Source organism: Saccharopolyspora mangrovi (genome assembly GCF_035320975.1).
GTDB classification, from domain to species: Bacteria; Actinomycetota; Actinomycetes; order Mycobacteriales; family Pseudonocardiaceae; genus Saccharopolyspora; species Saccharopolyspora mangrovi.
Genome location: NZ_JAWLNX010000008.1, coordinates 192,638 through 209,623, shown reverse-complemented (window position 1 = coordinate 209,623; position 16,986 = coordinate 192,638). Strand labels below are relative to the sequence as shown.

Annotated in this window: 19 protein-coding genes; 13 read left to right on the top strand and 6 right to left on the bottom strand. The window is 71.2% G+C overall.

The genetic code is table 11. The features are described from left to right. Positions 1-127: 127 nt before the first annotated feature. Positions 128-778, top strand: a complete 651-nt coding sequence (locus tag R4I43_RS14220; protein WP_324266085.1) for a GntR family transcriptional regulator — start codon at positions 128-130, stop codon at positions 776-778. A gap of 42 nt (positions 779-820) precedes the next feature. Here R4I43_RS14220 and R4I43_RS14215 read toward each other — a convergent pair whose 3' ends face one another. Next, the gene (locus R4I43_RS14215; RefSeq protein WP_324266084.1) at positions 821-1,681 is read right to left on the bottom strand and encodes a 3-hydroxybutyryl-CoA dehydrogenase; all 861 of its coding nucleotides are present in this window, start codon (positions 1,679-1,681) and stop codon (positions 821-823) included. Positions 1,682-2,001: 320 nt separating this feature from the next. Between R4I43_RS14215 and R4I43_RS14210 the strand changes: the two genes are divergently transcribed. Then, positions 2,002-3,192 (top strand): low temperature requirement protein A, encoded by a 1,191-nt coding sequence (locus R4I43_RS14210; protein WP_324266083.1) that lies wholly within the window; start codon positions 2,002-2,004, stop codon positions 3,190-3,192. On the opposite strand, the gene R4I43_RS14205 is transcribed toward R4I43_RS14210, so the two are convergent. The 4 genes from R4I43_RS14205 to R4I43_RS14190 form a co-directional block, all read right to left on the bottom strand. After that, positions 3,176-4,087, bottom strand: coding sequence for a serine hydrolase (locus R4I43_RS14205; protein WP_324266082.1), 912 nt, complete (start codon positions 4,085-4,087; stop codon positions 3,176-3,178). The genes R4I43_RS14210 and R4I43_RS14205 overlap by 17 nt on opposite strands. Before the next feature lie 141 nt (positions 4,088-4,228). Then, complete coding sequence (locus tag R4I43_RS14200) at positions 4,229-5,233, bottom strand: substrate-binding domain-containing protein (protein WP_324266081.1); 1,005 nt, start codon at positions 5,231-5,233, stop codon at positions 4,229-4,231. 31 nt (positions 5,234-5,264) lie between these two features. Further along, on the bottom strand, positions 5,265-6,275 hold the full coding sequence (locus R4I43_RS14195) for an ABC transporter permease (RefSeq protein WP_324266080.1): 1,011 nt from the start codon (positions 6,273-6,275) through the stop codon (positions 5,265-5,267). Then, positions 6,268-7,776, bottom strand: coding sequence for a sugar ABC transporter ATP-binding protein (locus R4I43_RS14190; RefSeq protein WP_324266079.1), 1,509 nt, complete (start codon positions 7,774-7,776; stop codon positions 6,268-6,270). Before R4I43_RS14190 ends, R4I43_RS14195 begins: the two co-directional genes overlap by 8 nt. 218 nt (positions 7,777-7,994) lie before the next feature. On the opposite strand from R4I43_RS14190, the gene R4I43_RS14185 reads away from it, so the two are divergent. Both R4I43_RS14185 and rocD read left to right on the top strand, forming a co-directional pair. Continuing rightward, complete coding sequence (locus tag R4I43_RS14185; protein WP_324266078.1) at positions 7,995-9,635, top strand: serine/threonine-protein kinase; 1,641 nt, start codon at positions 7,995-7,997, stop codon at positions 9,633-9,635. Positions 9,636-9,748: 113 nt separating this feature from the next. Further along, positions 9,749-10,981: an ornithine--oxo-acid transaminase gene (rocD, locus tag R4I43_RS14180; protein ID WP_324266077.1), complete on the top strand. Its 1,233-nt coding sequence runs from the start codon at positions 9,749-9,751 to the stop codon at positions 10,979-10,981. 36 nt (positions 10,982-11,017) lie between these two features. Here the strand turns inward: rocD and zapE are convergent, their stop codons facing one another. Beyond that, positions 11,018-12,049: a cell division protein ZapE gene (gene zapE, locus R4I43_RS14175; RefSeq protein WP_324266076.1), complete on the bottom strand. Its 1,032-nt coding sequence runs from the start codon at positions 12,047-12,049 to the stop codon at positions 11,018-11,020. 80 nt (positions 12,050-12,129) lie between these two features. Here zapE and R4I43_RS14170 point away from each other — a divergent pair, with 80 nt between their 5' ends. The 9 genes from R4I43_RS14170 to R4I43_RS14130 all read left to right on the top strand — a co-directional run bounded on the left by R4I43_RS14170 (position 12,130) and on the right by R4I43_RS14130 (position 16,973). Further along, positions 12,130-12,882: a pyrimidine reductase family protein gene (locus tag R4I43_RS14170; RefSeq protein ID WP_324266075.1), complete on the top strand. Its 753-nt coding sequence runs from the start codon at positions 12,130-12,132 to the stop codon at positions 12,880-12,882. A 145-nt stretch (positions 12,883-13,027) separates the two neighbouring features. Continuing rightward, complete coding sequence (locus R4I43_RS14165; protein WP_324266074.1) at positions 13,028-13,543, top strand: Asp23/Gls24 family envelope stress response protein; 516 nt, start codon at positions 13,028-13,030, stop codon at positions 13,541-13,543. A 34-nt stretch (positions 13,544-13,577) separates the two neighbouring features. Then, positions 13,578-13,880: a hypothetical protein gene (locus R4I43_RS14160; protein WP_324266073.1), complete on the top strand. Its 303-nt coding sequence runs from the start codon at positions 13,578-13,580 to the stop codon at positions 13,878-13,880. Next, positions 13,877-14,146, top strand: a complete 270-nt coding sequence (locus R4I43_RS14155) for a hypothetical protein (protein WP_324266072.1) — start codon at positions 13,877-13,879, stop codon at positions 14,144-14,146. The genes R4I43_RS14160 and R4I43_RS14155 overlap by 4 nt, the downstream gene beginning before the upstream one ends. Positions 14,147-14,176: 30 nt before the next feature. After that, positions 14,177-14,359 (top strand): hypothetical protein, encoded by a 183-nt coding sequence (locus tag R4I43_RS14150; protein WP_324266071.1) that lies wholly within the window; start codon positions 14,177-14,179, stop codon positions 14,357-14,359. Next, positions 14,356-14,721, top strand: coding sequence for an Asp23/Gls24 family envelope stress response protein (locus tag R4I43_RS14145; protein ID WP_324266070.1), 366 nt, complete (start codon positions 14,356-14,358; stop codon positions 14,719-14,721). Before R4I43_RS14150 ends, R4I43_RS14145 begins: the two co-directional genes overlap by 4 nt. A gap of 3 nt (positions 14,722-14,724) precedes the next feature. Then, positions 14,725-15,261 (top strand): DUF6286 domain-containing protein, encoded by a 537-nt coding sequence (locus R4I43_RS14140; RefSeq protein ID WP_324266069.1) that lies wholly within the window; start codon positions 14,725-14,727, stop codon positions 15,259-15,261. Beyond that, on the top strand, positions 15,258-15,860 hold the full coding sequence (gene amaP / locus R4I43_RS14135) for an alkaline shock response membrane anchor protein AmaP (RefSeq protein ID WP_324266068.1): 603 nt from the start codon (positions 15,258-15,260) through the stop codon (positions 15,858-15,860). Before R4I43_RS14140 ends, amaP begins: the two co-directional genes overlap by 4 nt. Positions 15,861-15,869: 9 nt before the next feature. Next, positions 15,870-16,973 (top strand): ATP-dependent DNA ligase, encoded by a 1,104-nt coding sequence (locus R4I43_RS14130; RefSeq protein WP_324266067.1) that lies wholly within the window; start codon positions 15,870-15,872, stop codon positions 16,971-16,973. The last annotated feature ends 13 nt before the right edge of the window (positions 16,974-16,986 follow it).

The window sequence follows — 16,986 nt, the reverse complement described above, 5'->3', positions numbered from 1 at the left end:
ACCTTTCCGACGGCGCGCGCAGCAACTCGCTTGCGCGTCCGGAAATTTGGATCCAATATACAGTTGATCGATACGCGGTCAAGCCGTCCCGGCGCCCGCGTGTCCGCAGCCGACGTTGGAGACCGTGATGCGCAGACCGCCCACCACTCAGGAGTACGTCCTCGATGAGCTGCGCAAATCAATCGTGTCGGGTGACCTTACGCCGGGTCAGCCGATCCGCCAGGACTCGATCGCGGCGGGCATGGGAGTCAGCCGCGTACCGCTGCGCGAAGCGCTCAAGACGCTCGAGGCCGAGGGGCAGGTCGTCTACCAGCCGCACCGGGGCTACTCGGTGGCCGAGCTGTCGCTGGCCGACCTGCTGGAGGTCTACCGGATGCGCGAGCTGCTGGAGTCCGAGGCGGCGAAGGTGGCGGCGGAGCGGCTCACCGACGCCGACCTGACGCGCATCACTGACGCCGGCCAGGACGTGGAGAAGGCGGCCGAGGATGGCGACCTGGTGGCGATGATCTCGGCCAACCGCCGGTTCCACTTCGCGCTGCTTGAACCCGCCGGGATGCCGCGCCTGCTGCGCGTGGTGCGCACGCTCTGGGACGCCACGGACGCCTACCGCGCCGTCTACTACAACTCCGGCACCAACCGCGCCCGCGTCCGCCGCGAGCACGAGGCCATCATCGCCGCGGCCGAGGACCGCCGCGCCGACGACCTGATCCGGTTGCTCGCCGAGCACCGCGACCACGCGGTCGACGCGCTGCGCGGCACCATCGGCGAGCAGGAGTGAGTCCGGACCGGCCCGACGAGCGCGACCGGTCCGGACCTGCGATCACTCGTAGCTGTAGAAGCCCTGACCGCTCTTCTTGCCCTTCAGGCCGGCGTCCACCATGCGCTTGAGCAGCGGCGGAGCGGCGTAGGTGGGCTCGGCGTACTCCTCGTGCATCGAGTCGGCGATGGCCTTGACGGTGTCCAGGCCGACCATGTCCGACAGCGTCAGCGGGCCCATCGGGTGAGCGCAGCCCAGCACCATGCCGTTGTCGATGTCCTCGGCGCTGGCGTGACCGGCCTCGAACATCCGGATCGCGGACAGCAGGTAGGGCACCAGCAGCGCGTTGACGATGAACCCGGAGCGGTCCTCGGCGCGGATGGTCTGCTTGCCCAGCTGCTCGGTGGCGAACCGGCCCGCCCGCTCGATGGTGTCGTCGCTGGTCAGCAGCGACGGGACCAGCTCGACGAGCTTGAGCACCGGCACCGGGTTGAAGAAGTGCACGCCGATGACCTTCTCAGGGCGCTTGGTGGCGCCGGCGATCTTGGCGATCGGGATCGACGAGGTGTTGGAGGCCAGGATCGCCTCCGGGTCGGTGACGATCTCGTCGAGCTCGGCGAAGGTCTTGAGCTTGAGGCCCTCGTCCTCGGCGATCGCCTCGATCACCATCTCGCGGTCGTCGAGGTCGGCGAGCGTGGTGGTGAAGTGCAGGCGCTCCTGGGTGGCGTCGCGCTCCGCCTCGGTCATCTTGCCCTTCTGGACCGCGCGGTTCAGCGACTTCCACAGCCGAGAGCGAGCGGCCCGGGCGGCGTCGTCATCGATCTCGCGGACGATCACGTCCAGACCCGCGCGGGCGCCGACCTCGGCGATGCCCCCGCCCATCTGCCCGCCACCGACGACTCCCAGACGTTCGATCTTGGTCACCACACACGTTCCTTCCGCTGCCGGCCGCACTGCCGCTACGCGACGTCATCCGCGTCGGATCATGCCAAAAACCGCCGAGGGTGACCGATCAACAGTGCGCGGGCACACATACACGGGGAGCCGGGCGCGCGTGCGCACCCGGCTCCTCCGGTCGTCCCCCGACTGCCGACCCTGACCCCCTTGCGCCGTCGAGACTACCGCACTGTCCGTGTTCGGGCGCATGCGCTCCGGTCATGCACTGTGGACGATCATTTCGGTCCGGCAACGCAACTACCTGCACGAACGATGGCACGTGTGGGGGACTGCAATAATCCGCGACCATGAGCAAGCAGATGCCGCCGCTGCGTGGCCGGATGGTCGCACGCGATCCTGAGGAGTCCCACCGGGCGGCGACACCGCTGGAGCTGTTGTTCGACCTGTGCTTCGTGGCCGCGGTCGGCCAGGCCGCCGTGCAGCTGCACCACGGGCTCGCCGAGGGGCACTTCACCCCCGCGGTTCTCGGCTACATGATGGTGTTCTTCGCGATCTGGTGGGCGTGGATGAACTTCACCTGGTTCGCCTCGGCCTACGACGTCGACGACGCGCCCTACCGGTTGCTGACGCTGCTGCAGATGGGCGGCGTACTGGTGCTGGCCGCCGGTGTGCCCGCGACGTTCCACGACTACGACTTCACCGTCGTCACCATCGGCTACGTGGTGATGCGGGTGGCGATGATCGCGCAGTGGCTGCGCGCCGCCGCCGAGCACCCCGAGGGGCGCGCCTGCACGCTGCGCTACGCCGGCGGCATCGCGCTGGTCCAGGTCGGCTGGCTGCTGCGCCTGCTGCTGCCGCACCCCCTCGGCGAGATCGGGTTCCTGGTCCTGGTCGTGGCCGAGCTCGCGGTGCCGGCCATCGCCGAGCGGCACTCGCCCACCACGTGGCACCCGCACCACATCGTCGAGCGCTACGGCCTGTTCACGATCATCGTGCTGGGCGAGGTCGTGCTGGCGGTGACCGCGGCGATGCAGGAGGACGTCGCCGACGGCGGCTGGTCGGCCGGGCTGCTGGAGATCGGCGTCGGCGGCCTGCTGATGATCTTCGCGATGTGGTGGATCTACTTCAAGCACTCCGTCGTCGAGCACCTCCGCGATAGCCTGCGAAGCGCGCTGACCTGGGGATACAGCCACCTCTTCGTGTTCGCCTCGGTGGCGGCGGTCGGTGCCGGGCTGGAGGTCGCCATCGACGCCGACGCGCACAAGGCGCACCTCGGCGAGGTCTCCGCCGCGCTCACCGTGGCGGTGCCGCTGGTGGTGTACCTGCTGCTGACCGGGCTGCTGCACGCCGGGTACTCCGACGCGGGCAAGTCCCCGGCGGTGATCTCGGTGGTGGGCTCGGTGCTGCTGCTGGCCACGGCGCTGCTGGCGCACACCATCGGCGTCTCGATGGCGGTGCTGCTGCTGGGCGTGCTGATGGCGCTGCTGCTCACGATCGGGCTGGCCAGCCAGCGGGAACAGGTCAGCGGAGCGGCGTGAGCGCGGTGCGGGCGGCTGCGGTGAGGTCGTCGACGGCCTTGCCGTAGCCGACCGAGCTGGGTTGGGCGCTGAGCAGCGCGACGACGTAGCGCTTGCGGTCGGGATCGATGACGCCCGCGCTGTGCACCCACACCTTGTCCTGCTGGCAGCACATCCAGCCGGACTTCACGGCCTGGGCGTTGACCGCCATCAGCCCGAACTTCTGGTTGACGCCGTCCGCCGCGATCTCCGGAGCCGCGTGCAGCGCGCGGAGGACGAAGTCGCGGTCGCCGGGCGGCGTCTTGCCTAACAGGTGCTGGAAGACGGCGGCGATGTCGCGGGCGGAGGTGATCGTGTCGCCCCAGCGCCCGGGTTCCTCCGGTGGCCGGGTCTGCTGGAGGTTCATCCGCTCGGCCCCGGTGGTGATCAGCGATGTCCCGCCGTGGCGGTCCCAGAGCGCGTTCATGGCCTCGTCGTCGCTCGGCCCGAGGGCGCGCTGGATGAGCAGCCTGTCCTGCTGCGTGGCCCGGCCGCGTTCGAGCAGCTCCACCGTCACGATGATCTTGGACAGGGACGCGGAGTACATCGGCTGCTGCCCGTTCCGGCCTAACGAGAGCTCGCCGGTCGCCCGGTCCAGCACCGCCACGCCCAACGCGTTCCCCTGAGCGGCCGCCTGCTGGTCGACCGCGCTGACAGCGGCTGCCGGAGCCCCGGTGGGCCGGTTCAGCGTCTCGTAGGTGCTGGGCGGGTCGTGGGTGCGGAGCTGGTCGTGCAGCGCCACGGCCGAGGGCGCGCAACTGCCGAGCACCAGCGCGGCACCGGCCAGCGCCGCCGCGCGACGGCGCGGCAGACGCGCGAAACCCCAGTGCCAGCTGAACACGAAACCCCCGAATGCCGTGACCTGGCCGAACGGCACGCGAACCGAACTCGCGAAGTGCCGTCGAACTCACGACAACACAACCGGGGGAATCCCGCAGCGGGGATCAACCACCACCCAGGAGCGAGGATCGCGGTGTTCGCACTGACGAACACCGCGGTTCTCGCCCCTGGCGACGGGTCACTCGGGTGGGTTCTGGCAGCTGGGGTTGAGGAGCTTCTGGATCTCCGGTGAGTCCAGGTTCTCCTTGGTGATCAGGGTGGCGCCGGTGTCGGTGCTGGGGTTCTGCTCGCCGCTGCCGCGGATCTTGGTGACGGCCGCGTTGACCGCCGCGTAGCCCATCTTGAACGGGTTCTGCGCGATGAGACCGGTGATCACGCCGTCGCGCAGGGACTGGATCTGCCCCTCCGAGGTGTCCCAGCCGATGATCTTGACCTGGCCGCTCTTGCCGGACTGGCGGACCGCCTCGGCGGCGCCGAGCACGCTGGGCTCGTTGGCCGCGTAGATGCCGTTGAGGTCCGGGTTGGCGGTCAGGATGTCCTGCGTGACCTGCAGGGCCTTGTTGTAGTCGCTGTCGCTGGACTGCTGCGCCACCAGCTGCAGGCCGGGGTGCTTGGCGAGCCCGTTCTTGAAGCCCTGGCCGCGGGTCTCGTTGGTGCTCGTGCCGGCCTGGAACTCGATGAAGGCCACCTTGCCCTTGCCGCCCAGCTGCTTGGCGAGCTCGTCGGTGCCCTGCTCGGCGGCGGCGACGTTGTTGGTGGCGAACACCGGCACGTCCGGCGGCTGCGGCGTGGTGCCGGAGTCCATGTTGACCACCGTGGTGCCCTGGCCCTGCGCGGTCTTGGTGACGTCCGACAGCGCCTTGGCGTCGGTGGCCGCGTAGACCAGGCCCTTGACGTTGCCCTGGGCGAGCATGTCCTGCAGCAGGCTCTGCTGGCCGCTGACGTCGCTCTCCGCGCTCACGCCGTCCCACTGCAGTTCGACGCCCTGCTGCTTGGAGCCGGCGCACTCGGCGCCGACGCGGACCTTCTCCCAGAAGTCGAAGCCGATCGCCTTGGGCACCACCGCGATCTTGATCGGGCCACCGGCCTGCTGGCCGCCGCCGGTCTGCTCGCGCACGCCGACGCTGCACCCGGTGGCCGCCAGCGTCAGCATCACGCACGTTGCGGTCAGAACCTTCTTCATCGCAGAGCTCCTTTGCTCATCGCGAGAGTGGCTACCCGGCGTCGCCGCCGAGCTTGCGGCGCTGGTAGTAGTCCCACCAGACGGCCAGCCAGATGATCACGCCGATCAGCACGTTCTGGTAGAAGGTGCCGATGTTGAGCTGCACCGCCCCGTTGCGGATGACCGCGACCAGGAAGGCCCCGATCAGCGAGCCGAGCACGGTGCCGCGCCCGCCGAAGAGGCTGGCGCCACCGATGACGACCGCCGCGATCACGTCCAGCTCCAGGCCCTCGCCGAAGTTCGGCTGACCGGAGTTGATCCGCGACGCCGCGATCATGCCGCCGAGCCCGGCCAGCGCACCGGAGAGCACGTACACCGAGGTGATGTAGCGCTTGACCGGGACACCGGACAGCCGGGCGGCCTCCATGTTGGAACCCATCACGTACGCGTAGCGGCCCAGCCGGGTGCGGGTGAGCACCACGTACCCGAGCAACGCCACCACGATGATCAGCAGCACCGGGATCGGCAGGATCCCGATGACGCCCTGCCCGAGCAACCGGAACGAGTCCGGCGCGCCGAACACCGCGACCGCCCCGGTGGCGATCAGCACCAAGCCTCGCCCCACGCTGAGCATCCCGAGCGTGGCGATGAACGGCGGCAGCCCGACCACCGACACCAGCAGCCCGTTGACCAGCCCGGCCAGCGCACCGACAGCCAGTCCGCCGACGACGCCCAGCAGCGGGTTGAACCCGTAGTCGGCCATCAGCAGCACGCCGATCACGCCGGACAGCGCGGCCACAGAACCCACCGACAGGTCGATGCCGCCGGTGATGATCACCAGCGTCACGCCCACCGCCATCACCGCGTTCACCGAGGTCTGCGACCCGAGGTTGAACAGGTTGTCGGCGGTGAGGAACGACGGCGCGATGATCGACAGCGCGATGAACACGACGATCAGCGCGCCTGCCGCCGCGACCTGGGAGACCGCGCCGGAGAGCCGGTCGCTCAGCCCGCCCAGCAGTCCACCGTCCCCATTGGACGGTTTCTTGGTCTGCTCAGTCATGGTTGCCCTTCGCTCCGGTCGCGAGTGCGACCACGCGTTCTTCGGAGAACTCCGTCCGCTGCACCTCTCCGGTGATCTGGCCGCCGCGCATCACCAGGATCCGGTCGCACATGTTCAGCAGCTCCGGCAGGTAGCTGGAGATCAGCACGACCGCTTTCCCCTGCTGGGCGAGGGAATCCATCTGCTGGAACATCTCCGACTTGGCGCCGACGTCCATGCCGCGCCCGGGTTCGTCGAAGAACAGCACGTCGGCCCCGGTCTCCAGCCAGCGCGCCAGCACGACCTTCTGCTGGTTGCCACCGGAGAGCGTCTGGGCCTGGCGCCCCACGCGGGGGACGCGGATGCGCAGCACGTCGCGCTGGCGCTCGGCGATGCGCCGCTCGCCCTGCAGGTCGATCAGCCCGTAGCGCAGCATCGGCAGCTTGGCCAAGGTGATGTTCTTGTCCACACCCAGCTGCATGGCCAGCCCGTCGGTCTTGCGGCTCTCAGTGAGGTAGCCGATCCCGGCGGCGATGGCGTCGGCCGGACCGCGGATCCGCAGCGCGCGACCGTCCATTGTGATCGTTCCGCGCTCGGGCGGTTCGGCGCCGAAGACCGCGCGCGCCAGCTCGGTCCGCCCCGCGCCGACCAGCCCGGCCAGACCCACGATCTCGCCGGCGCGGACCTCGAAGGACACGTCGCGCACCCGCTCGCCGCGGGTGAGGCCGTCGACCTTCAGCCGCACCTCACCGGGTGCCTGGTGGGTGCGCGGGTAGAGGTTGGAGACGTCGCGGCCGACCATCAGCTGGACCAGCCGGGCCTCGTCCAGGCCCGCCACCGGGCTGGTCTCCACCACGGCCCCGTCGCGCATCACGGTGACGCGGTCACCGATCTCGAAGATCTCGTCCAGCCGGTGCGAGATGTAGAGCACCGCGATGCCCTGGTCGGTGAGCTCGCGGACGATGCCGAACAGCTCCTCGGCCTCGCGTTCGGTGAGGCTCGCCGTCGGCTCGTCGAGGATGAGCACTTTCGCCCGCACCGCCAGGGCTTTGGCGAGCTCGAGGCGCTGCTGCTCCGCTGTGGACAGCTGCGAGACGCGCCGCCCGGGGTCGATGTCCAGGCCGACGCGGACGAGCAGGTCCCGCGCCGCGCGGCGCTCGGCGGTGCGCGAGATCCAGCCACCGCGACCGGGTTCGTGGCCGATGAACAGGTTTTCAGCCACCGACAGGTCGGGGGCGAGCGCGAACTCCTGGTGCACCATCGACACGCCGAGCCGCCGAGCCGAACCGGGCCCCTGGTAGGTGACCGGCGCGCCGTCCAGTTCGATCCGGCCGCTGCTGGGCTGCTCGATCTGGGCGATCATCTTCATCAGCGTCGACTTGCCGGCACCGTTCTCACCGGCGAAGACGTGCACCTCGCCGGGATCGATCTCCAGCGTGACGTCGTCGACGGCCACCACCCCGGGGAACCGCTTGCCGACACCGCGCAGCGCCACTGCCGGGCGTTGTCCGCTGGCTGTCACGGCGTGCCTCCCTCGATCTGCGGTGATCGTGCTCCAGGTCACGGTGCGCCGGATCATACCCACAGCGCGGCGCATCGTGAAAGGGCTGGAATGAAGCCAAGTAACCGATTACCGAAGTGACGCTTCGGACGTTCCCCGGACACCGCGGCCGCGGGTACGTAAGCTTTGACCGGGACAGCGCTAACGCGACTTCCGACGAACTAGGGGGCGAAGACGCCGTGCAGCCGTTGCTGGCCAGCGACCCGACCAGGGTCGGCGACTACCGGCTGCTGGCCCGCCTGGGCCGCGGTGCGATGGGCGGGGTCTACCTCGGCCGCTCGCGCGGTGGCCGGGTGGTCGCGGTCAAGGTCATCCGGGCCGACCTCGCCGAGGACCCCGAGTTCCGCGAGCGGTTCCGCCGCGAGGCCGACGCCGCGCACGCCGTCGGCGGGTTCTGGACGGCCGCGGTCGTCAACGCCGACCCGGACGCCGAGCAGCCCTGGCTGGCCACCGAGTACGTGCCCGGGCCGACGCTGCACCAGGCCGTCGCCGACCACGGCCCGCTGCCCGAGGCCACCGTGCGCAGCCTCGGCGCCGGGCTCGCCGAGGCGCTGGTGGCGATCCACAAGGCCGAGCTGGTGCACCGCGACCTCAAGCCGGCCAACGTGCTGTTGGGCCCGGACGGTCCGCGCGTCATCGACTTCGGCATCTCGCGGGCGATGACCGGGCACTCCCTGACCGCCACCGGCATCTTCCTGGGCACACCGGGCTTCTTCTCGCCGGAGCAGACGCTCGGCGGCGAAGTGGGCCCGGCCAGCGACGTGTTCTCGCTGGGTGCGGTGCTGGTGTTCGCCGCGACCGGCTGCGGCCCGTTCGGCGAGGAGAGCACCGCGGCACTGCTGTACAAGGTCGCCCACGCCGAGCCCGAGCTGGAGAAGGCACCCGAAGGGCTCCGGCCGCTGCTGGCCGAGTGCCTGCACAAGGACCCGGCGGCCCGCCCGACCCCGGCGCAGATGCTGGACCGGATCGGCGAGACGAGCCCGCAGGGCAGCGGCTGGCTGCCGCAGCCGATCACCGCGGTGATCGCCCAGCACGCCACCGAGCTGCAGCGCACCGCGCAGGCGCCGGACACTCCCCCGCCGCAGCCGGTGCCCGCCGCGGCGCAGGCGGCCCCGAAGCCGGTCACGCAGGCCTACACCCAAGCTCCGCCGGCCGCCGACGCGCCCCCAGCCGCTCCCGCACCGGCGATGCGGGACAAGATCGCGCCCTCGCCGCCGCAGAAGCGCCAGACGCAGGCCCACGAACAGCGCGCGCCCCGCGTGCGGCGGGACGGGCCGGGACCGGAGTTCCGCACGCGCGGGCGGGTGGCGGCCGCGATGTGGACCGCGACCTTCGCGCTGCTGCTGGTGGCGGTGACCTACCTCGCCGACAGCGTGGACATCCCCTTCTACCGGGGGAGCTTGACGAGCTCGCTCACCAAACCGGACCAGCTGGCGGTCTTCCGGCTCGGCGCGCTGCTGCTGCTGTTCGGCGCGGTCTGGTCGTTCTGCCGGATGCTGGCGCCGAGCCTGCGGCTGAAGGTCAACAACGACGGCATCCTCGTCCGCCGCATGGGCTTGACCAGGGAGTTCACCTGGGGTGAGGTGTCGCGCGTCGGCGTGGTCGGCCGGGGCAAGTCGTCGTCGCTGGCGGTGTGGCTGGCCGACGGATCGGCGCCGCGGTCGAGGCCGTGGCACCGGGTTCGCAGCTACCACGGCGGCGGGCGGATCTACCCGATCGGCGCGACCGGCGGGTTCATCTCCCGCAGGCAGGAGGGCCGGCGGCTGCGCACCGCGCTCGAGCAGTACGCGCGGGGCAGCTACGACTCGCGCATGCTGTGAGCCCGAACAGCACAACGAAGCTTCGTTCTCACTCGAATGAACGCAACGAAGCGACGCGAGAAGCAAGGCTCGGCGACTGAAATCCACTGGACCACCGACATAGCCTTGTGCTCATGGCTACCGTCCACTCGCAGCTCGACACCGAGTCCCGCGCCGCCGAGTTCCTGGCGCTCGACGACCGCTTCAGCGCGCACAACTACCACCCGCTCCCGGTCGTGATCGCCGAGGCCGACGGCGCCTGGATGACCGATGTGGACGGTCGTCGCTACCTGGACTTCCTGGCCGGGTACTCGGCCCTGAACTTCGGCCACCGGCACCCCGAGCTGGTCGCCGCCGCCACCGAGCAGCTGGGCAAGCTGACGCTGACCAGCCGGGCGTTCCACCACGACCAGCTCGGGCCGTTCAGCCGCGAGCTCGCCGAGCTCACCGGCACCGACCGGGTGCTGCCGATGAACTCCGGCGCCGAAGCCGTCGAGTCGGCGATCAAGATCGCCCGCAAGTGGGCCTACCAGATCAAGGGCGTGCCGGAGAACCAAGCCGAGATCATCGTGGCCGGGTCGAACTTCCACGGCCGCACCACGACCATCGTCTCCTTCTCCACCGACCCCGACGCCCGCGCCGAGTTCGGCCCCTACACCCCCGGCTTCACCATCACCGACTACGGCGACGCCGCCTCCGTGGAGGCCGCGATCAGCGAGCGGACCGCGGCGGTGCTGGTCGAGCCCATCCAGGGCGAGGCGGGCGTGATCGTGCCGCCCGCCGACTACCTGCCCCGGCTGCGACGCGCGTGCGACGAGCACGGCGCGCTGCTGATCTGCGACGAGATCCAGTCCGGCCTGGCCCGCACCGGCGAGCTGCTGGCCAGCGCCCACGACGGCGTCCGCGCGGACCTCTACACGCTGGGCAAGGCGCTGGGCGGCGGCATCCTGCCGGTGTCGGCCGTGGTGGGCCGCGACGACGTCATCGGCGTGCTGCAGCCCGGTCAGCACGGCTCGACCTTCGGCGGCAACCCGCTGGCGGCGGCGGTGGGCCGGGCGGTGATCCGGCTGCTGCGCACCGGCGAGTTCCAGGAGCGCTCCCGCGAGCTGGGCGCGCACCTGCACGCCCGCCTCGGCGACCTGGTCGGCAACGGCGTCGCCGAGGTGCGCGGGCGCGGGCTGTGGGCGGGCGTGGAGATCGCGCCCGGCGGTCCCTCCGGCCGCCAGGCCAGCGAGGCCCTGGTCGCCAAGGGCGTGCTGTGCAAGGAAACGCAGGCCACCACGCTGCGCATCGCCCCGCCGCTGACCATCAGCCGCGAGGACCTCGACATCGGTATCGACGCCATCGCCGAAGTCCTCACGAAGTGATGGCGGCGGGCAAGGTCCCGCGGGAACTCCGGTTCGTCAGGACTTGGTGAGGTCGCGGGAGAGGGCTGTGAGGCGGCTGATCGCGCGGAGGTACTTCTTGCGGTAGCCGCCCTGCAGCATCTCCTCGGTGAACAGGCCGGACAGCGGTGCACCGGAGACCCGGACCGGGATCGCCCGGTCGTAGAGCCGGTCGGCCAGCGCCACCAGGCGCAGCGCCACGTCCTGGTCCGGGGCCGCGTGCACGCCGGAGAGGTGCACCGCGGTGACCCCGTCGACGAGGCGCCCGTACTTCGAGGCGTGCAGCCCGGCGAGGAACCCGCAGAGCTCGTCGAAGTCGTCCAGCGTCGACCCGTCGGTGGCCTCGGCGAGCCGGGACAGCTCGTCGTCGGCCATCGGCGGCGGCGCCTCGGGCAGTCCGCGATGCCGGTAGTCCGGCCCGTCGACCCGCACCACGCTGAAGCGGGCGGACATCGCGTGGATCTCGCGCAGGAAGTCCACCGCCGCGAACCGGCCCTCGCCGAGCTTGTCCGGCAGCGTGTTGGACGTGGCCGCCACGTGCACACCCGCGTCGGTGAGCTTCGCGATCAGCTGCGTGACCAGCATCGTGTCGCCCGGGTCGTCCAGCTCGAACTCGTCGATGGCCAGCAACCGGTGCTGCAAGAGCCGCTGCACGGTCTCGGCGAACCCGAGCGCGCCCACCAGGTTGGTGATCTCGACGAAGGTGCCGTAGGACTTGGTGCCCTCGGTGGCGTGCCACAGCGAGGCCAGCAGGTGCGTCTTGCCGACGCCGAACCCGCCGTCGAGGTAGAGCCCGCGCTTGTCGCCGTCGGTCTTCTTCTTGCCGCCGAACATCCCGCGCAGCCAGCCGCCGCCACCGCTCGCGGAGGCGTTGATGCGCTCGGCGAACGCCGAGCACTCCCGCACCGCCTGGGCCTGGCTGGGTTCCTCGGGGTTGGGGATGTAGGTCTCGAAGCGCGCCGCCTCGAAGCGGGGCGGCGGCGTCATCGCCTGGACCAGCTCGTCCGGGGTGATCTCTGGACGGCGGTCGACCAGACGGGCGAAATTCATGCGCCCGACTCTATAACCGGACACCGCCGAGCCAGGTCCTCCCGGCACGTGCTCCTGCTCACCCGTGGTGGGATGGATCCGTGGTCGACGAACTCTGGCCAGTGGACGGCGCGCGAGACGTGGGCGATCGACTGGAAGCCCACTACGCCTTCCCCGAGACGCTGCAACGCCCGTGGGTGCGGGTCAACTTCGTGTCCAGCTTGGACGGCGCGGTCACCTCCGGCGGCAGTTCCCGGGCGCTGTCGCACCCGGTGGACCAGGAGGTGCTGGGCCTGATCCGCAGCCTCTCGGACGTGGTCCTGGTCGGCCTGGGCACCGCGCTGACCGAGGGCTACCGGGGCGTCAAGCGCCACGAGGTGCGCGCCGAGCTCCGCGGCCGCCTGGGCTTGTCCGAGGTGCCACCGATCGCGCTGGTCACCGCGCGGGCCGCGCTGCCGCTGGATTCGCCGCTGCTGACCGACACGCTGGTGCCGCCGATCGTCATCACCTGCGGGTCGGCTCCCGCCGAGCGCAGGGCCGCGCTCGCCCACGCCGGCGCCGACGTGGTGGTCGCGGGCACCGATCGGGTGGATCTAGCCGCCGCGCTCGACGCGCTGGATCAGCGCGGGCTGCGCCGGATCGGTTGCGAGGGCGGCCCTCAGCTGTTCGGCAGCCTGGTCGACGACGACCTCGTCGACGAGCTGTGCCTGACCCTCTCCCCCATGCTGGCCAGCGGCGACGCCGGTCGCATCGCCAACGGCAAGGGCGCGGAACAGCTGCGCGCGATGCGGCTGGAGTCGGTGCTGCACTCGGATTCGCTGCTGTTTTTGCGTTACGGAAGAATGCCCGAGTGACGGGTGGGGCGAACCGCTCCCACCCGATCTCACGCACCGAATGGTGCCGCGATCGCACCTGGGACACCCTCGGACCAGGTGCGGGCACACCTCGCGCCACATCTCGCCGAAGTGCTTCGGCGTTACCGGGAAGGAGCTGGATCTCATGGCCCAGAACAGCGGCACGCCCTCCGGTCAGGCCACCCAATCGGGTGCGCAGAGCGCCGAGCGGCGCATCCCGGAGACGCGCACCGGCGGTTCCCCGGCGCGTCTGGCCGACGAGACGTCGCAGGGCAAGACGACCATCGCCGCGTCGGTGGTGCAGAAGATCGCCGGCATCGCCGCGCGCGAGGTCTCCGGGGTCTACGCGATGGGCGGCGGTGTCTCGCGCGCCTTCGGCGCCCTACGGGACCGGATTCCGGGCGGCAGCGGCACTTCCTCCACCTCGGGCGTGCAGGTCGAGGTCGGTGAGAAGCAGGCCGCGGTGGACCTGGACATCGTCGTCGAGTACGGGGCGTCCATCGTGGACCTCTCGCGGGCGGTGCGGCGCAACGTGATCACCGCGGTGGAGCGCATGACCGGCCTCGACGTCATCGAGGTCAACATCGTCGTCAACGACATCCACCTGCCCAGCGAGGACGAGGAGGAGACGACTCAGGCCGCGCCGTCGCGCGTGGAGTGAGCTCGTCCCTTCCCACACCGCCTAGGAGGCCCAGTTGCCGGAGCAGCCGTCCGCCAGTGAGCTCGCCGACCAGGTGCTCGCGCACCCGTCGGTGGCTCGGCTGCACGGGGGCGCGTTCGGTGAGATCGCGTCCTACTTCCCCGGCCACCGGGTGACCGGCGTGCGGATGCCCGAGGACGGGCCGGTGGAGATCGGGGTGGTGCTGCGCCTCGACCGCCCGCTGCAGGAGACCGTCGCCGAACTGCGCGGCGCGCTGTCCGAACAGCTCGGCGAGACCCCGGTGGACATCTACGTCTCTGACGTGGAAACGGCCGAGGATCCGCAGGAAACCGGATGAGCGGTGGGGAGGCGCAGAATGGTGGCGTGCACCAGGACCCGGCGACGCGCGCCGAGATCCGCGCGTTCATCCGGGCCAACCACCCGGACGTGGGGGGAGATCCGGAGGCGTTCGCCGCCGGGCTCGCCCGGTTGCGCGCCCGCCCGGTCGATCCTCGCTTCGACGCGCCGGTCGTGGTCGAGGTCAGGCCGAACGGGGTGCGGGGACTGCTGCACCGCGCCCGCTGCCGGTGGCGGCGCCGCCACGCACCGCCCCGCGTTCGATGACCCGCTCGTTTCGTCACAGGAGGCTCGGAGATGAATGCGACGCAGACCGGACTGATCTCCGGACTGATCCTCGGCACCGCGGCGGTGGTCGGAGGCTTCAGCGGGTTCCTGATCGCCCTGCTGATCGGCGCGGTCGGACTGGTGGTCGGCCGGATCCTCGACGGTGAGCTGGAGATCGGCGACCTGCTCGGCCGCGCCAAGGACCGCCGATGACCGCAACCGCCACCCGGCCCGAGGAGGCCGTTTCCGGCGAGGAGGTCGAGGAGCGCGGCAGCCTGCACGTCCACCGCTCGGTGCTGCGCAAGATCGCCGCGCACGCCGCTGACGTCGACCCGGGCAGCGCGCGCAGCGGCCGCAAGCACACCGCGGGAGCCGAGGTCAGCGGGACCGACGACGCGCTGCGGGTCCGGCTGACCGTGGCGCTGCGCTACCCGAACCCGGTGCGCGACGTCGTCGCCTCGATGCGCGAGCGCGTGAACGCGGAGCTGTCCCGCATCGCCGGCTGCCAGGTGCGCAGCGTTGACGTGACCGTGTCCGCCCTGGTCCCGCCGGCCGCGCCGCCGCGGGTGGAGTGAACGATGCGCCTGTTCGTACGACTGATCACCGCCGTCGCCGGCCTCGTGGTGGCCGCAGCCGCAGCGCTGCTGGCCATCGAGTCCGCGTGGAGCCTGATCCGGCCGGACTCGCGCGGCCTGATCCTCGGCCCGGCCGGGATCCGCGACGCGCTGAGCGGCTTCTCGTGGGACGACAGACCGGTGCAGATCTTCGCCATCGCCCTGGTGGTGCTCGGCGTGGTGCTGCTGATCGCGGCGGTCACCTCGGGACACCGCGAGCTCCGGCTGCACGACCCGGCCCCGGAAGTCACCGTCACCACCGACCGGCGGTCGTTGGCGCGACTGGTCGGCCACCAGGTCCGCGACCAGGACGGGGTCGCCGCAGCGACCGTCACCGCGGGCGCCAAGCGGGTGCGCGTCAAGGCGTCCGCCCGCTTCCGGGAGAGCGGTGATCTGCGGGAACGCCTGACCTCCACGGCCGAGCACGCCGTCGGGGACCTGCCGCTGCCGAGCACGCCGAAGGTGCTGGTGTCGGTGGCCGCGCCGAAGGAGCGCCGATGACCGAGATCAAGCCGAGCAGCACGCCGATCGGTCGCGGCGCCGCTTTCGAACGCGGCGTCGTGGTCCTGCTGGGCCTGCTGTCGCTGCTGGTGGGAGCTGCGGCGCTGGTGGTGGGTTCCGGCGCGCTGGGCGTGTTCCGCGGGCAGCGCCCGGTCGCCGACCCGCTGGTCGTGCAGTGGCTGCGGGACAACGCGCAGCTCGCGGCCGTGATCGGTCTCCTCGCCGGGTTGGTGCTGTTCGTGCTGGGGCTGTGGTGGCTGGTGCAGGCGATGCGTCCCGAGCAGCACCCGGACGTGCGCCTGGAGCACGCCGACTCCGGCGACCTGCACGTCACCTCGGGCGCGCTGGCCAACGCGGTGCGCGCCGACGCCGAGCAGGTCTCCGGCGTCAAGCGGGCCCGGGTGCGGATGGCCGGAACCGACCGGTCCCCGTCGCTGCGCCTGACCCTGTCGCTGCAGGAGGGCGCCAACGTCCGGCACGTGTGGGAGGAGCTGGACGAGAAGGTCCTCGCCCGCGCCCGCCGAGCGCTGGGCCGGGAAACGCTGCCCACGGCGATCCGGCTGCGCCTGGACCGAGCCCCCAAGCAACGCGTCCGCTAGGAGGCCGTCGTGCTGCCGCTGCAACCTCCGGTGAAACCGATGCTGGCCAGTCCCGTCGACGGCGTCCCGCACCGGGAGGGGTTGCTGTTCGAGCCGAAGTGGGACGGTTTCCGCTGCCTGGTGTTCGTCGAGCCGGGTTCGCCGGCGATGCTGCAGTCGCGGACCGGGCGCGGGCTGGAGCGCTACTTCCCCGAGGTGCAGGCGACGCTCGCGCAGCAGCTGGAGCGGCCTGCGGTCCTCGACGGTGAGCTCGTGGTGATCCACCGCGACGAGGACGGCGACCGCCTCGACTGGAACCTGCTCAGCGAACGCATCCACCCCGCCGCCAGCAGGGTCAAGGCGCTGGCCGAGCGCACACCGGCCACGTTCATCGCCTTCGACCTGCTCGCCCTCGACGACCAGGACCTCACCGGTTCGCCGCAGTCCGAACGCCGCGAACTGCTGGCCGACCTGGGCCTGGACCGTCCCGGGTTGCGCACCACGCCGGCCACCGAGGACCCGGAGCTGGCCGAGGAGTGGTTCCGGCTGTTCGAGGGCGCCGGGCTGGACGGTGTCATCGCCAAGCCGCTCGACGGCCCGTACGTGCCGGGCAAGCGGACGATGTCCAAGATCAAGCACTCGCGCACCGCTGACTGCGTGGTCGCGGGCCTGCGCTGGCACGCCAACACCGAGCCCGGCACCGCGGTCGGGTCGCTGCAGCTGGGGTTGCACGACGAGCACGGGGTGCTGCACCACGTCGGCGTGGTCGGCGCGTTCTCCGCCGCGCGGCGCCGCGAGCTGGCCGGGGAGCTGACCGAGCTGATCACCGACGGCGAGCACCCGTGGGTCGGCGAGAACGCGACCGGGCGGCGGCTCCCCGGCTCGGTGAACCGCTGGAACAGCAACGAGCAGCCGTGGGTGCCGCTGCGGCCGGAACGGGTCGTGGAGGTCTCCTACGACCACACCGAAGGCGGGCTTCCGGCCCGGTTCCGGCACACCACGCAGTTCGTGCGCTGGCGCCCCGACCGGGACCCGGAGTCCTGCGACTACGCCCAGCTGGAGGAGCCGATGCGCTACGACCTCGACTCCGTGCTGTTCGGCGCCGTGCACCGAACGGATCGTTCGGACGGGTAATCTTCGCTCCCGT

Coding starts and splice junctions, on each gene's coding strand:
- R4I43_RS14195 (WP_324266080.1), bottom strand. CDS start 6,275: ATGACTGAGCAGACCAAGAAACCGTCCAATGGGGACGGTGGACTGCTG.
- R4I43_RS14220 (WP_324266085.1), top strand. CDS start 128: ATGCGCAGACCGCCCACCACTCAGGAGTACGTCCTCGATGAGCTGCGC.
- R4I43_RS14200 (WP_324266081.1), bottom strand. CDS start 5,233: ATGAAGAAGGTTCTGACCGCAACGTGCGTGATGCTGACGCTGGCGGCC.
- zapE (WP_324266076.1), bottom strand. CDS start 12,049: ATGAATTTCGCCCGTCTGGTCGACCGCCGTCCAGAGATCACCCCGGAC.
- amaP (WP_324266068.1), top strand. CDS start 15,258: ATGACCGAGATCAAGCCGAGCAGCACGCCGATCGGTCGCGGCGCCGCT.
- R4I43_RS14155 (WP_324266072.1), top strand. CDS start 13,877: ATGAGCGGTGGGGAGGCGCAGAATGGTGGCGTGCACCAGGACCCGGCG.
- rocD (WP_324266077.1), top strand. CDS start 9,749: ATGGCTACCGTCCACTCGCAGCTCGACACCGAGTCCCGCGCCGCCGAG.
- R4I43_RS14145 (WP_324266070.1), top strand. CDS start 14,356: ATGACCGCAACCGCCACCCGGCCCGAGGAGGCCGTTTCCGGCGAGGAG.
- R4I43_RS14210 (WP_324266083.1), top strand. CDS start 2,002: ATGAGCAAGCAGATGCCGCCGCTGCGTGGCCGGATGGTCGCACGCGAT.
- R4I43_RS14150 (WP_324266071.1), top strand. CDS start 14,177: ATGAATGCGACGCAGACCGGACTGATCTCCGGACTGATCCTCGGCACC.
- R4I43_RS14165 (WP_324266074.1), top strand. CDS start 13,028: ATGGCCCAGAACAGCGGCACGCCCTCCGGTCAGGCCACCCAATCGGGT.
- R4I43_RS14140 (WP_324266069.1), top strand. CDS start 14,725: ATGCGCCTGTTCGTACGACTGATCACCGCCGTCGCCGGCCTCGTGGTG.